Genomic DNA, 16,952 nt, shown 5'->3' on the forward strand with positions numbered 1-16,952 from the left:
GCTCCGATTAGAGTTGACTATGTTCGAGTATTGCTCAAAAAACGATCGCGATCTCGCCCTGCGGTGAAAAACGATAAGCACTTAATATTTGTGACGAGACAGGCCGGTGATGGCGAGTATTTTCGCGGATATTTCCTCGATAGAAAAATGCGTGCTGTTCAAAAAAGGAATTTTTTCCTTACGGTACATGTTTTCTACTTCTCTTATTTCCATGCGACATTGTTGTTTTGAGGCGTAGCGGCTATTGGCTTTGCGCTCTGAGCGAATTTGATGTAATCGCTCGGCGGAAATAGTGAGCCCAAATAGTTTATTTTTGTATGGGCGAAGGGCTGGGGGCAGTTTCAAAATATCGCCCATATCGTCTTCGGTAAAGGGGTAGTTGGCGGCTTTGATACCGTATTGAAGTGCCAGATACAAACTGGTGGGCGTTTTACCGGACCGGGATACACCCACTAAAATAATATCGGCTTTGCCGTATTCTTTGAGGTTGGTACCGTCATCATTGGCCAGCGCAAAATTAACCGCGTCGATTCGAATATCATAGGTTTTTTCGTGGATACTGTGGGTGCGGTGTTTTTCTGGTTTGGATGGCACCCCCAGAGTTTTCTCCAACGGCGCTATATATTGGTCTAAAAAGTTATAATGGATACCCTCGGATGTGGAGATGATTTCCCGCACTTCCTTATTTACTATCGTGTAAAAAACCAGCGGACGCTCACCAGTTCGTTGGAAACTTTCAGAAATTTTACGAATGGTTTTGCGGGCCTCTTCTTCGGTTTCAACGAAAGGTACAGTCACGTGATCGAACTGGATGGGGAATAAAGACAGTAAAGCATGGCCAAAAACCTCTGAAGTGATGGCCGTTCCGTCGGATATATAGAATGCGGTACGCATAGGGCAGTTTTCCAAAATGTAGTAATATTATTACGAAACAAAATAAGATTTTATTTTTTATAACTAAACCTCTACAATGCCCGTCCCATAAGGGCAGCGGTCACATGAAGCGAGTCAATTTTCAGCACTTAAGGCGCTAAGCTTTTTTCCAATGGCAAGCTAACCTCAAGCTCGAATTAATTCAAATATTGGTCTGGTTTTTTTTATTATTTTAGTTAATTGTTAATCGGGAGAGTCGGTAGTGCAAGAATACATTCTTTGGTATGAAGAATTAGGTATGAATGATGTGGGGCGTGTAGGTGGTAAAAACGCCTCGCTGGGAGAGATGATCTCCAATCTTGCCAATGCTGGCGTTCAGGTGCCTGGCGGATTTGCCACCACTGCACATGCTTTTAATGAGTTCCTTGAGCAAAGCGGCCTGAATGACCGTATTCACGATGTTCTCGATACACTGGATGTGGACGATGTTGATGCCTTGGCGAAAACTGGCGCAGAAATTCGTCAGTGGATCATCGATACGCCGTTTCAGCCTGTGCTTGAAGAGGCGATTAAAACTGCATTTGACCAGATTCAGTCTGCGTTTGAATCAGATGCCTCGTTTGCTGTGCGTTCTTCGGCGACTGCTGAAGATATGCCTGACGCATCTTTTGCCGGACAACAAGAAACCTTTCTTAATGTAAAAGGCTACGACAATGTTCTGGTAGCTATCAAACACGTTTTTGCTTCTCTGTTTAATGACCGCGCCATTTCCTATCGTGTTCACCAGGGTTATGACCACAAAGGTGTTGCCTTATCTGCTGGTATTCAGCGCATGGTGCGCAGCGACCAGGCATCTTCCGGCGTTATGTTCAGTATCGATACTGAATCAGGATTTGAAAACGTGGTATTCATCACTTCTTCCTATGGCTTAGGTGAAATGGTGGTTCAGGGCGCTGTTAACCCCGATGAATTCTACGTTCACAAAGAATTACTGGGCAAAGGTTATCCTTCGGTATTGCGCCGTAACCTGGGCAGCAAACTGACTAAAATGATTTACTCTGCTGATACTTCTCACGGCAAACAGGTGGATATTGTTGACGTAGCGGAACAAGACAGCCGCCAATTCTCTTTGTCTGATGACGAAGTGATGGAGTTGGCCAAGCAGGCGCTTATCATTGAATCCCATTACCAGCGCCCCATGGATATTGAATGGGCCAAAGACGGTTTAGATGGCAAGCTATATATTGTACAGGCTCGCCCTGAGACGGTTAAGAGCCGCGAAGATTCACAAACCATCGAACGTTACCAGTTAAAAGGCAACGCCAACACCTTGTGTGAAGGGCGCGCAATTGGCCATAAGATTGGTGCTGGTGCGGCTAAGGTACTGGGTTCAATCGACGAAATGAACAAGATCCAGCAAGGTGATGTGCTGGTAACCGACATGACGGACCCTGATTGGGAGCCCATCATGAAGAAGGCTTCTGCTATTGTAACCAATCGCGGTGGACGTACCTGCCACGCGGCCATCATAGCTCGTGAACTGGGCATTCCTGCGGTAGTAGGTTGCGGCAATGCCACTGATGTGATTAGCACCGGCGACAAGGTAACGGTATCTTGTGCTGAAGGTGATACCGGTTTTATTTACGGCGACGAGCTGGAGTTTGATGTACAGACTTCCCGTATAGACCAAATGCCAGAAGCGCCTATGAAGGTCATGATGAATGTGGGTAACCCGGATCGTGCCTTTGATTTTGCGCGTTTACCCAACCATGGTGTTGGTCTGGCCCGTTTGGAATTCATTATTAACCGCATGATTGGTATTCACCCTAAAGCGTTGCTTAACTTTGATTCTCAACCTGAGGATTTAAAAGAAGAGATCAGCGAAATGATCGCCGGTTATGCTTCTCCTACCGAGTTCTACATTGAGCGTTTGGTGGAAGGTATCGCCACTATTGCTGGTGCGTTCTATCCTCAAAAAGTCATTGTACGCATGTCTGACTTTAAATCTAACGAGTACTTTAACCTGGTTGGCGGTCACCAATACGAGCCGGACGAAGAAAACCCAATGTTGGGCTTCCGCGGTGCCAGCCGTTATGTTTCTGAAGACTTTCGCGATTGTTTTGCTCTGGAGTGCGAGGCAATCAAGCGAGTTAGAAATAAAATGGGGCTGACCAATGTGGAAATCATGATCCCATTTGTACGCACCCTGGAAGAAGGCCAAAAGGTTATTGATTTGTTGGCTGAGCAGGGCCTGAAAAAAGGCGACAATGGCTTGCGAGTAATTATGATGTGTGAATTGCCATCCAACGCTTTGTTAGCTGATCAGTTCTTGGATATCTTCGACGGTTTCTCCATCGGCTCTAACGACATGACGCAGTTAACACTAGGACTGGATAGAGATTCTGGTCTGATTGCGCATTTATTTGATGAGCGTGACCCGGCAGTTAAAATGATGTTGGGTATGGCAATTAAAGCGGCCAAAGAGAAAGGCAAATACGTCGGTATTTGTGGTCAGGGACCTTCAGATCACGAAGATTTAGCTGCCTGGTTGGTGGAGCAGGGAATCGATAGTGTTTCTCTGAATCCGGATACCGTGGTAGAAACCTGGTTGTATGTTGCAGAAAATTTAAGTTAACTTCCGTTTTTTAACGGTAACTTTATACTAAGGCTGCTTCTCGTGAAGTGGCCTTTTTTGTGACAGACAGAATTTACAATGGAATTGGGATAATTAGGATGATTAAAAAAGTTCTTATTTCTTGCTCGTTAATACTGTGTTCGTTGGTGGAAGCTAGTGTACCTTCCTTTTTTACACAAGAGGCCGACGCTGAATATCGCGATTTATTGAGACATTTGAAAGACATCCTTCCTGAGTCAAAGTTACCATTGGCTTATTTACCCTCTTTTTACCCTTATAACCTATTCGATATCCGGGCTACCAGAATAAACAGCAAAGAGGATATGCAAGAATTTGCTAATTTTAACTTTGGCGTTTTGGGTGCTGGCTTTCTCAATGTGCCGCGAGCACAACTGGCTAAGTTGCCAGCTACCGTATTATGTCAAAATATGGATTGTGAAAAGCAAAGAACAAAAAAAGTATCTGCTTTTTTGGCTGAAACAGAACGAGAAATTAGCACATTCGGAAAAGATACCCGATTGCGCATCCTGCAACAAACAACAGAGCAGGTATATAGAGTAAACAATACATTTTATACACCAACTAAAGTTATTACTTATTTTCCTTCTGAGCATGCGGGCTTTGTCCCCTCTGCCGAATTCAACATTTCCAGCCCGGCTGAGGCAATGTTAGAAATGGAGTTGTCAGCTATAACTCAAGTACTCAGAGCAAAAATGCTGGAATATAGCGTTGCTGCAGTAGTAAAAACGGATGCCGAAGCTATTAACATAGTATTTGCTGGAATCGGCGACAATCATTGGGGAGTGGTGTTGGGGAAGCAAATAAAAGCCCCTCAGGTCGGTGAGTTGAATGATGCTGGGTTAAGGTATGAATCAGTAGTAAAAATATCAGCGCAAAGTTTTTATTATCAGACAAATTAACAGGCTTGATGGCTAAGCTGTAATAGAGCTTGTTCCGGCCATTCAGCAGCACACTAATACGTACTTCAAATTTGTTTTTTTGTATGTAATTCACAAATATAGCAATCCCTAAATTGTGTAATTCTTAATTGCTTATTTTTGTGTTTTGAACAATATTTAAGGCATTCTATTAATATTAATCGTTTCTGGAATAAATCTCTTAAATAGGGCAAATGGTGAACCAGCTACAACAAGTACGCAACATCAGTGCTATTAGCAACATCTGCGTTTTGTTAACCGGGTTGCTTGGATTAACGGTGATAGTGGGTTGGTTTCTGAATCTCAGTGCACTTATTCAGGTACATCCCGAGTATGTACCCATGCAGTTTAATACTGCGTTGGTTTTTTTTATTGCAGCTATCGCAACCATCAACTGGCCCTCACCATTACAAAGTATAAAACTGGTTTTGGCCTCGATAATCGGGCTAATCGGTGGCTTAACTTTGATTCAGTACGGCCTTGATATTTCTTTCGGAATTGATGAGCTTTTCTTCGACCACTATTTAGATGTAAAAACTTCACACCCAGGCAGAATGGCGCCTAACACCGCTTTGTGTTTTTTGCTTGTTGCTGTCTCTATTTTAATTGCATATACAAAGCAAACCAGACAGAGACAACTGGTTATTTCCACTACTTTAATCGTATGTACTTTGGCTCTGGCTTTGGTGGCTGCCATTGGTTATTTATCAGACATAGAGCAGACCTACGGTTGGGGCTTGTATACCCAAATGGCGATGCATACCAGTATTGGTTTTGTGCTGTTGTGTAGTGGCTTGCTGATCCAGAAGCTCATACATTACGAGCAAAGAGTACCTACTGCGGTGTTGTCTTTGCAATTGGGGTTTTTACTATTTTTAATGTCGGTGGTTTTGTGGCAGGCCACCGTTTCCCGGGAAAATGAGTTCGTTAAACAGCAAATAGCCAGCGATTTTGAGTATTTTACCACCGAGCTGCAAGAACAACTTACGGCTTATCAGGACGCTACCGCTAGGTTCAATAAAGTTCTGCAACTAGTACCGGAAGATTTATACGATGCCTTGATGGAAACATTGACGGAATCTTTGTCTGGCTATCACGCTTTGCACGCTGTGGCTTTGGGGAGCAGCAACGGCGAAATTATGTGGCGTTTTCCCGCTTCAGTTAGTTCCGAGTTGATAAGCAGTTCATTTGATCCAGGCCCAGTGCAAGGGAATATCACGACGAGTATGGCTTCACTTGGTCATGTGCAGTTTGCCCCGGGATAGGCAAGGTGGCGGCATTGTATCGTTTGCCTGAAGGTCAGGAGCCACAGAATAAAAATCAGCTGATTAATGTAGCATTAATCGACCTAACCACTTTAGTGACACCAATAGCATCGATACTTGAAGAACGGGGCTTAGAGTTAAACATCATTGATAGTAATTCAAATGTGGCAATTTATGGCGAACTCAGTGAAACCCCCCACCCGCATCGCCAAACTTTCAGGTTAGATTTGCTTAATCAACAATGGGAAGTGAGCGTACATCCAAGCTCTATAACCGATTACGACCAAAATTATGCACTGCCGAGCATTGTGTTGTTGGTGGCAGTACTATTGACCCTATTGATTAGCGCACTTGCTCACTCACTATTGGTCTATCGTAGAACCAACAGCATGTTGCAGCGAGAATTTCAACGAAGCAAAACGCCTCTGGAGCAACTGGAGGAAACTCAAAACCGACTTAAGCTGGCCTCACAAGTATCAGGTTTGGGGTTGTGGATCTGGCATATTGATAGCGGAGTAGTTGAATGGGATGACCAGATGTACCAAATCTATGGGCTGGAGGATATTAAAGGTAAAGAACCGGTGGTATTTGAACACTGGAGGAGTAGCTTGCATCCTGAAGATCGAGACAGAGCGATTAACAGTTTACAAACCGCGGTGGAGAATAAAGCGCCCTGGCATGAGGAGTTTCGAATTGTATTGAAGTCAGGTGAAGAGAGACACATCCTGGCCGCAGCAACCTATGAATTTGATGAAAATGGCAATATCGAAAAAGTCATAGGTGGCAATAAGGATATATCTGAACACAAGCAAATAGAAAATCATCTTGAAGAATTGCGCCAAAAGTCGGAGCAAGACAGTATTGCCAAGAGCCAGTTTCTGGCCAATATGAGCCATGAAATTCGCACCCCAATGAACGGCGTACTGGGCATCGCTGATTTGCTGCAAAACACCGATTTGACCAATGTGCAGGCAGAATATGTAGGCTTAATCACCCGCTCAGCTAAGTCACTATTGACTATTTTGAATGATATTTTAGATCATTCCAAAATCGAAGCGGGCATGATGGAATTGCAGTCTGAAACCATTTCTCTGGATAGTTTTGTGGGGGACCTATTAAAGAGTTTCGCAATTACTGCCCATCAGAAAGGGCTTGAGCTATACCATCATATTGATAGTGATACCGCAGATTGTATTGTTACTGACCCTGTACGCCTCAGGCAAATTGTCTACAACCTGGTAGGTAACGCCGTTAAGTTTACCAATGCCGGACAGGTGGTGGTGGAAATTAGCAATAATCAAAATAAACAAAGCAATCTGGCTTCGCAGTTTAATCTGGAGATAAAAGTCACTGATACTGGCTGTGGGATCTCTGAGGATAAGCTTAGCCATGTATTTGAGTCATTTACGCAAGAGGATGGCTCTACTTCACGCCAGTATGGTGGCACAGGCTTAGGACTACCCATTGCAAAACGTTTAGCAGAGTTAATGGGAGGAGATATCTCTGTCAGCTCTGACGTAGGTATTGGCAGCACATTTATCGCAACCGTTCTGGTTGAAGAAGGAGATGTTTCAGAACTGCCAATTTCGCCTGAAACGAAGCACCTTATGGGGCGCGTGGATTTCACCGGTTTGCGTTGTTTAGCGGTTGATGACAATGCCATCAATCGCCGGTGGTTGAAAGATATGGTGGCTTCCTGGGGAGGAGAGGCTGTGCTTGCTGCTAGTGCTGATGAGGCAATGGAATTGCTCAATAAAGAGAACTTTAAAGTCATGTTGTTAGATCACAATATGCCTGGCAAAGACGGAGTTCAGCTAATTGAGGAAATTAACAACAGTGATATCGAAAAGCCTGAAATTGTGATTATGCTAAGTTCCGCTGGCTTTTATGAATTAGCCGAACACATCAAAAGCCTTGGGGTGGATCACTTTCTGATGAAACCCGTCAAGCAGTCTGAGGTATTTAATACAATTCACGATATTCTCAACCACCGTGATAAATTGAATGATTTACCGGATCAGGCTCTGACAGCTCTCCAAGCTGCAGAAATGGCCAAACCTCTCAATATTTTGGTGGCAGAGGATAACCCGGTCAATGCGCGTTTAGTGCAGGATATCCTGAAAATGCGGGGACATCAGTACGTTTTGGCTAGTAATGGCTCAGAGGCCCTGGAGCTGGTAAAACAAAAACGCTTTGATGCAATTTTAATGGATGTTCAAATGCCGGTCATGGATGGGCTCGAAGCCACTAAATTGATTCGAAAATATGAGCGGGTTAAAGAACTTCCACATTGCTTTATAATTGGCTTAACAGCACATGCTCTCAGTGGAGATAAGGAGATGTGTCTGGAGGCTGGTATGAATGAATATCTTACCAAACCGGTTTCGTTTCAGGCGTTACTTGATACGCTTGAAACCGTCAGATCATATAATGAATCTGGTGATTATTCTGTGCCGGTAACCAACCCAAGCACTTGCAATTATGACTGGTTTGATGAACAAAGAGGGCTTAACGGCACCGGAGGAAATAAGGCGATCCTGTTTGATATGGTAAAACTAACCCTGGATATTTTACCTGCTGAGATGGATAAAATAGATTTGCAGGCAAATTCGTCTGAACATAATGCCAAGTTTCTGCATTTGATCCGTGGCATGATATCTAATTTTACCCTTCCTGAATTACCTGATTTAATTTATGAATTTGAAAAATCATTGTCTGATCCTGTAACAGAGCAACAGTTAGACTCTTGGGGTACGCTCGCCTTAAAACTTGAATCTCTTCTGGAGGAGTTGAAGTTGTTTTATATGTCAGAGCAAACAGTCGTTGTTTCCAATCCAACAGAATCTGAACAATAATTTGTACTGGAGGATATGATGGTATATCAGCTTGTATATGTTAGCCGGGCCGTGTCCAAATTCAACACCCGAACTCTGGAACAGTTGATGTATGTGTGTCGCCGCAATAACCTGGAGTTTAATATTACCGGCTTGTTAGTTTACTGTAACGGTCATTTTATGCAGTTGCTGGAGGGAGATAAGAGCTTTGTCACCAGGGTATACGATATTATCAAAGCAGATGTAAGACACGAAAGCGTAGAGATTATTACTGAACGAATGAGTCGGGAGCGATTAGCTGAGCGCTGGAGTATGGGTCTCTATACCCCAAATAAAAAGAGTTTAAAGTATTCAGAAATGCGCTACTTTGAGCTTGAAGATGTGGAAACCTTTCGCAATGAGGATCCAAATTTGCTTTGGAAACTACTTTATCGCTTCGTCAAAGTGATGAAGGACAACTGAAGTTATATTTTATGTGAAGGAATTTCAGAGAATAATATACTGTTTTGTTAACCAGGTAATTGGCGCCAGATAATGAAAATACTGATAATAGAAGATGACCCTGTTACCCGCTTGTTGATTGTTCGCACAATGTCACAGTGGGGACATGAGGTGATTGAAGCCGAGTCTGGTGAACAAGCCATTGAAATCGTAGAGGCAAATCTGGAGCAAGCGCCTAACTTGTTGATAACTGACTGGTCTTTACCCCATATGAGTGGCCTGGAAGTTTGCAAACACCTGAAAAGCTCTTTTAAAGAGCACTTTTTTTACGTCATCATGTTGACCCGAAAAGCCGAATCGGAAGATTTGGTGGAAGCCATGGAGCAAGGTCTGGATGACTATATGGTCAAACCTTTTGCGCCAGAGGAGTTTCGCGTACGCGTCAGAGCGGGAATGCGCATTGTAGAACAAGCTAAGAGATTACAGTTCATGGCCAGTCATGATGAGCTGACAGAACTCTGGAATCGCCGCATGGTAATGCATCATCTGGAAATGGAGTGGCAACGCACATTAAGAGATGAACTTCCCATGTCTATTATGATGATGGATATTGATCACTTTAAGTCTATCAATGACAATTATGGTCATCTTGTGGGTGACGCAGCGCTGAAGCACTTTTCTGACATCACGCGTAAAGTGCTTAGACCCTACGATATTATTGGCCGTTATGGCGGTGAAGAGTTTCTGACAATTCTACCTGAAACAGATAAGCTACAGGCAGGGCAAGTGGCTGAAAGACTGCGATCGACCCTGGAAGAATCTCCATTAATCATTGATCACCATCATAAAATTACGATGACTGTTAGTATCGGCGTAGCGCAATCAGATTCCAGTACTAAAAATATCAAGGCCATCCTGGGCAAAGGGGATAAGGCTATGTACCAGGCGAAAACCAGCGGGCGAAACAAGGTGGTGGTTGCTGGGTCTTAGCTTAGCATTTATCTGGGGCGCCGACTATAAAGCGCATTGTCCAGTTTTCTAGCTCCCCAACTCATCATTTTTTGACTCTTTCTCAACCACTTACGTGCCAATGGGAAGTCAAAGCTGAGTAAAAACAATCCGGCTACCAAGAATAAAATGGAACCCGGTAAGATGGCGAACACAATACCGATAAAAACACCGATACTGCCGAGTGTGATTCTGATAGGTTTGTTTAACATGGATACCCACACTTGTTTATTCAATTCTAACTATAAATAAGTTTGGCACACTGACCAAAATTTCATCTGTTACAAAGTTTGTCGCGTGATCTTTAAAGGACATTTTGCGTTAAATCATTATAATCATAGCCACTTAATATTGCCTTAATGACACGCCGGAGCCTATGTTACCTCTTCTAGACAGTCAGCAGTCTATCGCCAAAGAATATCAGGACTTTTTAGCGCAACTAAAACCAGCAGGATTCAAGGGGGATATCGAAACCCAATATTCCTCAAGATTAGCTGTAGCTACGGACAATTCTATCTATCAACGATTGCCACAGGCGGTATTGTTGCCCCGTAGCACGAATGACCTAAAAATAATCGGTAACCTGGCAGCAAAGCATACCAGTGTAAAGTTTTCTGCCAGAGGTGGCGGTACAGGTACTAACGGGCAAAGTCTGACTCAGGGCATCGTGGTGGATCTATCCCGTCACATGAATAAAGTACTTGAGATAAACGCTGAAGAAGGTTGGGTGAGAGTACAAACTGGCGTGGTTAAAGACCAACTCAACGACGCTTTGCGACCCCATGGTTTTTTCTTTGCTCCCGATTTGTCCACCAGTAACAGGGCCACTATAGGTGGCATGGTTAATACCGATGCCTCAGGACAAGGTTCATTGGTATACGGCAAAACCAGTGATCATATATTGGGGCTGACTTCGGTATTGATTGATGGCACGGTTCTGGAAACTACGCCCGTTGCCGCAGACAGCCAGCAGGAGCCGCGCTATCAGGCAATCCTGGAGCAGCTGAAAGCTAGTTGTATCGAAAAACGTGAACAGATATTGGCTAAATTTCCCCGATTAAATCGCTTTTTGACCGGCTATGACCTGGAACATGCGGTATCAGACGATCTGCAACAAATGGATGTTAGCCGTATTCTGGCTGGCTCTGAAGGCTCCCTGGCCTTTATCACCGAAGCCAAATTAAACGTGACACCCATTGCAAAGAATAAAGTTTTGATCAATATCAAGTACGATTCATTTGAGTCGGCACTGCGCCATGCCCCTTCTATGGTGGCCGCACAGGCAACCTCGGTAGAAACAGTCGACAGCAAAGTATTAAATTTAGCTAAAGCTGATATCGTTTGGCATTCGGTCAGTGATTTGATTAGCGATGTGCCTGGTAAAACCATCGATGGCCTTAATATTGTTGAATACAACGACGACTCAAGAGAAGAGATAGACGCCAAGATAGCCAGATTGCAGACCATGCTGGACAGCCAGATAGCGAATGGTGAAGCCGGCGTAATTGGTTATCAAATGACTAAAGACCTCGCCGCGATAGGTAAAATTTACGGCATGCGTAAAAAGGCGGTCGGTTTGCTGGGCAAAGCCAAAGGGTGGGAAAAACCCATTGCGTTTGCCGAAGACACGGCGGTTCCGCCGGAGAATCTGGCAGATTTTATAATGGAGTTTAGAGCATTACTGGATTCCAAAGGTTTACAGTATGGCATGTTTGGTCATGTGGATGCTGGTGTATTGCACGTCAGGCCAGCGCTGGACATGTGCGATCCAAAACAAGCAGAACTGATGCAGCAGGTTTCCGACGAAGTTGTGGCCCTGGTGGCCAGATATGGTGGACTCATGTGGGGGGAGCACGGAAAGGGTTACCGCAGTGAGTACGGTCCGGCATTTTTTGGGGAAGAGCTGTTTACCGAGCTGCGCAAGATAAAAACTGTGTTTGATCCCCATAATCAGATGAACCCCGGCAAAATCTGTACACCGCTGGATTCTGATGAACAACTGGTTAAAGTGTCTGACGTAAAACGAGGCGACTTTGACCGACAGATTGCCATTGAAGTAAGAGATTCATTTGCGCCCGCAATGAGTTGTAATGGCAATGGCTTGTGCTTTAATTATGATACTAAAAGTCCCATGTGTCCGTCCTCAAAAGTCACCAAGGACAGAAGACATTCGCCTAAAGGCCGGGCAGGGATGCTGAGAGAGTGGTTGAGGCTGTTAAGCGAGAAGGGTAACGATGCCGTCGCCCTGGAGTCTGCGCCACGACAACCATTTTTTACCAGGGTTAAAAACTCGCTATCAGCACAACGTCAAACGGATTTCTCTGAGGAGGTGTTTGATGTGATGGACCATTGCCTTGCCTGTAAGGCATGTACCAATCAATGTCCGGTCAATGTGGACGTCCCCACTTTTCGGGCTCGCTTTCTGGCCATCTATTACCAACGCTATACCCGACCGTTGAAAGATATGTTGGTGGCAAACATTGAAACCATGGCACCAATGATGGCTAGATTGCCGGGTTTGCCAAACTTTTTCCTGAAACAGCGCTGGTTCAATAAGTTGTTGAAGAAAACCGTGGGCTATGTGGATTCGCCCATACTGTCGCAACCTACTTTGCAACAAAGGGCAACTCAATCCGGTATTGAATCTTTTGATCTTGCGCAGTTACAGTCGTTGTCAGAAGCGGACAAGCAAAATAAATTACTGATCGTTCAGGATCCTTTTACCAGTTATTACGAAGCTTCCGTTGTGCATGAGTTAATGCTGTTAGCTCGTCGACTGGGATTTAGCCCAATTTTGGTGCCTTTTAAACCCAATGGTAAACCACAGCATGTGAAGGGTTTTTTGCAGCAGTTTGCTAAAACTGCAACTGATACCGCTGCCTTTTTAAATCAATTACACGAACTTGGCATTCCAATGGTGGGGATCGATCCGTCATTAGTGCTTTGCTATCGGGACGAATACAAAACGGTTTTGGGGGAGCAACGTGGGGATTTTAATGTCTTGTTGGTGCACGAATGGTTAATGAGCCTAAAACAAAAGCCGCAAATACAACAGGATAAGGAATATGTATTGTTTGGGCATTGTACGGAGAAGACCATGCTGGCCCAGAGTGAAAAACAGTGGCAAAACCTGTTCGCTGAGTTTGGCTTAAAGCTGAAAGTGGAATCGGTGGGCTGTTGTGGCATGGCCGGTACATTTGGGCATGAAGCTAAACACCTTCAGGAGTCACTTAAACTGTTTGACATGAGTTGGGAAACACCCGTCAGTCAATATCAGCCTTCGCAAATCCTGGCAACGGGTTATTCTTGTCGCAGTCAGGTGGCACGTATAAAACAGTTTAAGCCGCGACATCCGCTGCAGGTGTTATTAGAACAACTATCTCGCTAGCGTCGGGAACTTATTAGCTGTTTGCCTCTCAAAGGTAGGCAGAAGAAAAATATCAGAGCGTGCTGAACTTTGCGGTTTAAAATTGTGAAGCAATGTTCAATACGCTCTAACTAAAAGGAAATCAAGTGATTAAAAAAGTAATTTTGCTATCAGTGTGTTTGATTTTGTCAGCTTGCAAAGCGACTCAGCCGCCTCCTTATGAAGCCGACAGGGCACCTGAAGACCGGAAAAATTACTCTGGCGCAAAAGGTCTGATGCAACACCAAAAAGATCAAAGTTACCTGGCTAAAAAAGAGTTATCTGACAAGTGTGAGCGGGCTAAAGTGAGTCAGGCTGTTGCCAAAAAAGAAGGGAATGCAGGAGAAGTAGAGAAACAACAGGAAATCATCGACCGCACTTGCGTTTAATGCGTGAAGTAGCGGAAATGGTTTCCCTGTTAATCACCGAGGTAATTTGGTGATTTGCCTTTAAATCGCCAGATTCAACTAATCTTGGTTAGTACACGACATCGCTGATTGCGAATTTGTAAAAAATCATCGCTGATTGGTATTAGTGCGTCAATTCAACTTTTGACCAGGAAAAATCGTTCACCGGACAGCACATGCGTTGCCGCGGAATTCCCGAATCCATAAATACCGAACCTATCGGGTGAAAGCCTTGCGATTCGAAATGGTCAACACCTTCTAATTCGCATTGCACATAAACATCGTTCAGCTCTTTCTCTTTTGCGATCTGCAACAGTGCGTTATATAACACGTCGTAGATCTCATTGCTTCGGTGGTGGGAAATTACGGCTATTCTGCCTATCTCGCCTTCAGGGGTTATCCGCCCTGTTGCGATATCAGTGCCATCGGAATCAACAACCAATACATGTTCTGAATTGGGATCTTGTTGGTCAAATTCTGACTGGCGTGGGATCCGCCACTCACAAACAAATACTCTGTCGCGAAGTCGCTTCAGTCTTCGTTTGGAATGACGCCAGTTCACTTTTTCAATAGTGAATTCGTTCATACTCGTTGTGTCTGCGTCAGTTTACTTCAACTGGTTCTTTATTATTGTTGTTACCAGCTATGCTCTCAGAGCCATAGTTGTAACATTTCTGAATAAAAAATCAATATGAATGCATAAGTATGAGTATTCAAAATTGTACTATTTAATCAGATTGTATTATCCATAACCCCTTATTTAACATTGTAGACATGTTGTGAATAAATTGTGAACTAAATCTGAAATTAATTTTCTTTTCAGGCCGCCAAACCGTTGAATTGAGTAATAAAAGTGCCTGTTTTTGATCGCTGCCTGGCCAGGCATAAAAATCACCATTTACAAATGTGTATAAACTGTCTTGTTGCTCTTTTATCTCATAGTGCAATTGACGCGCTCCCGGACTTTTTATAAACGCATATTGCTTTTCCAAAAACTGTTGCACCTGTTCAACGCTGTAATCTTCATCGGGGTATTCCGGAATAAACTTTGGCGCATCCGTTAAATGAGCACCTAACCAGGCGTCAAATTCAGGTGAATCAATGGCTTGCTTCAACAGGCGCTTAAAGTTGGCTTTTTCGATATCTTGTAGCTCGCCGGGTAACAGGCGTGCAGTTAATTGCGGATCGGTATAGCGCTGACCTTGCCAGTTGTTATCTAGCAGGTGATCGCAAAAACTGTTTAACAGTTCTGCCTGGTTGGCAGCTCTAAACCCAATGGAATAATTGAGGCACTCTTCCTGCGCGACGCCGTTGTGAGGGTGGCCAGGTGGGATATAAACCATGTCTCCTGGATACAATATTTCGTCTATGATGGGGGTAAACTGTGAAATCTGTCGTAGTTTAGGGTGAGGAGTGACTTCCTCAAAGTCGTCGGGTAGACCCACCTGCCAGCGCCTTGAGCCTTTGCCCTGAACAATAAATACATCGTATTGGTCAAGGTGAGGTCCAACACCAGCTCCGGCCACTGAAAAACTCATCATCAAATCATCTTTGCGCCAGCCAGGAATAAAGTCAAACTCGTCCATCATTGCCTGCGCTTCAGGCAGATAGTTTTCCAGTCCCTGCACCAATAGTGTCCATTGGCCTCGACAATGTTCTGTGAAATCCTCAAAAGGGCCGGATTTCACCTGCCAGTTGTTGTTATCGAAAGCAATGATCCGGCTATCCACTTCTTCTTCCATGGCCAGTCCGGCCAACTCGTGCTCATCAGTGAAATCAATAAATTCGGGTAATGCCTGCCTAATGACTACCGGCTTTTTTTGCCAATACTTTGTTAAGAATTCAGTGCTGTTAATTTTAAGTGTTGTCATTAAACCGAGTAGGGTTCGTTAATCCAGTAGACATTTTGCGGGCCCATTCCTTTAACTTCAATAGTATCCTGATAATCAAACATAAACTGGCCTTTAACCAGGTCGTAGGTTGCTTCGCTAACCTGTATTTTTCCGGCATAGCCCTGACTTTCCATACGCGAAGCCAGGTTCACGGCTTCTCCCCACAGGTCGTAGCTGAACTTATGCATACCAATAACTCCGGCCACAACTGGTCCGCTGTTAATGCCGATACGCAAGGTATTGCTCAGATTATTTTCCCTGGTCCAAATAATAAACTCTTCCTGCATTCGAATCGCACATTTGCAGGTATTGATAGCATGTTTCTCCTGGTAGACTGGTAAACCCGCTACAGCCATGTATTGATCGCCAATGGTTTTAATTTTTTCTAAGCCGTACTTAGCCACTAAGCGGTCAAATCTGCAAAACAATTGATTGAGCAATGACACCAGTTCACCCGGCGAATAGCGTTTCGCCAAGGTTGAGAAGCCCTGTATATCAGCAAATAAAATAGTGACATTGTCAAAGTGGTCGGCAATCGGTTTTTCTTCCTGATTCAGGCGTAGCGCTACTTCTTTGGGCAAGATATTTAGCAACAGCATATTGGTTTTAAACTGCTCTTTACGAATCGTTTTCCAGCTGGATTTTAAGGATACATAGATAAAGTACCCGGTTAAAAAACAACTGATGCCAAAGCTGAGTTTGTCACTTTTACTTAAAATTGCGGCGGCCAGCCCGGCGTCTTCATCCAGGTGGTTGTTGACCAAGGCGGTTTCCCAAAACAAGTAGGCAAGCAGAAACCACAGCATCATATAAACCACTTCTTTGGTTGTTAAATCAAAATGCAGGAAAGGAATTGCGAATATGGCGATCAGGAAGAAATAATGAATGGGAGTCAAAAACCCAAAATTAAACGAAGAAAGGCCGATGTAACTGGAATACAGCAAAATTAAAACCAGGCGGGCAGTACAGTATCGGTTGGCTCTGTTAAGTAACGGAACGCTGGTCATTAATATCGCGTGACTCAAAATTAACAGAATTTGCATCGGGCTTTGCGCAGACCATATCAGCAGTTGCACAGGTAACTGCAGTAAGATCACGCAACAGGCTACCAGGCTCAGCACATTTGAGAAACGGATGGATTGATATTGTTCAGGTTGTTGAGGGTTAGCACCGGCTAACAGAATCGTGTCTAATTTCGCAGTAATCACATTGTTCAACTACAGAGTAAAGTCAGTGCGGTTAGCTTATGTGAT

At 44.1% G+C, this 16,952-nt stretch carries 13 protein-coding genes; 8 read left to right on the forward strand and 5 right to left on the reverse strand.

All coding sequences use genetic code 11. The annotated features are described in order from the left end of the window. Positions 1-81 precede the first annotated feature (81 nt). Positions 82-894, reverse strand: a complete 813-nt coding sequence (gene ppsR / locus ACXAD8_RS01070; protein ID WP_475224088.1) for a posphoenolpyruvate synthetase regulatory kinase/phosphorylase PpsR — start codon at positions 892-894, stop codon at positions 82-84. Between the two features lie 241 nt (positions 895-1,135). Here ppsR and ppsA point away from each other — a divergent pair, with 241 nt between their 5' ends. The 6 genes from ppsA to ACXAD8_RS01100 all read left to right on the forward strand — a co-directional run bounded on the left by ppsA (position 1,136) and on the right by ACXAD8_RS01100 (position 9,976). Then, complete coding sequence (ppsA, locus tag ACXAD8_RS01075; protein WP_475224089.1) at positions 1,136-3,508, forward strand: phosphoenolpyruvate synthase; 2,373 nt, start codon at positions 1,136-1,138, stop codon at positions 3,506-3,508. Between the two features lie 98 nt (positions 3,509-3,606). Then, on the forward strand, positions 3,607-4,428 hold the full coding sequence (locus tag ACXAD8_RS01080; protein ID WP_475224090.1) for a hypothetical protein: 822 nt from the start codon (positions 3,607-3,609) through the stop codon (positions 4,426-4,428). Between the two features lie 212 nt (positions 4,429-4,640). Beyond that, positions 4,641-5,711, forward strand: coding sequence for a hypothetical protein (locus ACXAD8_RS01085; RefSeq protein WP_475224091.1), 1,071 nt, complete (start codon positions 4,641-4,643; stop codon positions 5,709-5,711). Positions 5,712-5,725: 14 nt separating this feature from the next. Next, positions 5,726-8,566: a hybrid sensor histidine kinase/response regulator gene (locus tag ACXAD8_RS01090; protein ID WP_475224093.1), complete on the forward strand. Its 2,841-nt coding sequence runs from the start codon at positions 5,726-5,728 to the stop codon at positions 8,564-8,566. A 15-nt stretch (positions 8,567-8,581) separates the two neighbouring features. Further along, positions 8,582-9,007 carry a BLUF domain-containing protein gene (locus ACXAD8_RS01095; RefSeq protein ID WP_475224095.1) on the forward strand — a complete coding sequence of 142 codons (426 nt, stop codon included), beginning with the start codon at positions 8,582-8,584 and terminating at the stop codon, positions 9,005-9,007. 72 nt (positions 9,008-9,079) lie between these two features. Beyond that, entirely contained in the window at positions 9,080-9,976 is an 897-nt protein-coding gene (locus tag ACXAD8_RS01100) for a diguanylate cyclase (protein WP_475224097.1), read from the forward strand. A gap of 8 nt (positions 9,977-9,984) precedes the next feature. Here ACXAD8_RS01100 and ACXAD8_RS01105 read toward each other — a convergent pair whose 3' ends face one another. Beyond that, complete coding sequence (locus tag ACXAD8_RS01105) at positions 9,985-10,206, reverse strand: PGPGW domain-containing protein (RefSeq protein ID WP_475224099.1); 222 nt, start codon at positions 10,204-10,206, stop codon at positions 9,985-9,987. A 164-nt stretch (positions 10,207-10,370) separates the two neighbouring features. On the opposite strand from ACXAD8_RS01105, the gene ydiJ reads away from it, so the two are divergent. Further along, positions 10,371-13,382, forward strand: coding sequence for a D-2-hydroxyglutarate dehydrogenase YdiJ (gene ydiJ / locus ACXAD8_RS01110; protein ID WP_475224101.1), 3,012 nt, complete (start codon positions 10,371-10,373; stop codon positions 13,380-13,382). 125 nt (positions 13,383-13,507) lie between these two features. Further along, positions 13,508-13,789, forward strand: coding sequence for a hypothetical protein (locus ACXAD8_RS01115; RefSeq protein ID WP_475224102.1), 282 nt, complete (start codon positions 13,508-13,510; stop codon positions 13,787-13,789). A gap of 142 nt (positions 13,790-13,931) precedes the next feature. Here the strand turns inward: ACXAD8_RS01115 and ACXAD8_RS01120 are convergent, their stop codons facing one another. The 3 genes from ACXAD8_RS01120 to ACXAD8_RS01130 all read right to left on the reverse strand — a co-directional run bounded on the left by ACXAD8_RS01120 (position 13,932) and on the right by ACXAD8_RS01130 (position 16,907). Beyond that, positions 13,932-14,393, reverse strand: a complete 462-nt coding sequence (locus ACXAD8_RS01120) for a GNAT family N-acetyltransferase (RefSeq protein ID WP_475224103.1) — start codon at positions 14,391-14,393, stop codon at positions 13,932-13,934. A 142-nt stretch (positions 14,394-14,535) separates the two neighbouring features. After that, entirely contained in the window at positions 14,536-15,678 is a 1,143-nt protein-coding gene (locus ACXAD8_RS01125; RefSeq protein WP_475224105.1) for a cupin domain-containing protein, read from the reverse strand. Then, positions 15,678-16,907: an adenylate/guanylate cyclase domain-containing protein gene (locus ACXAD8_RS01130; protein WP_475224106.1), complete on the reverse strand. Its 1,230-nt coding sequence runs from the start codon at positions 16,905-16,907 to the stop codon at positions 15,678-15,680. The genes ACXAD8_RS01125 and ACXAD8_RS01130 overlap by 1 nt, the downstream gene beginning before the upstream one ends. Positions 16,908-16,952 lie beyond the last annotated feature (45 nt).

The sequence above is a fragment of the Planctobacterium sp. AWH2_060 genome, assembly GCF_056158425.1.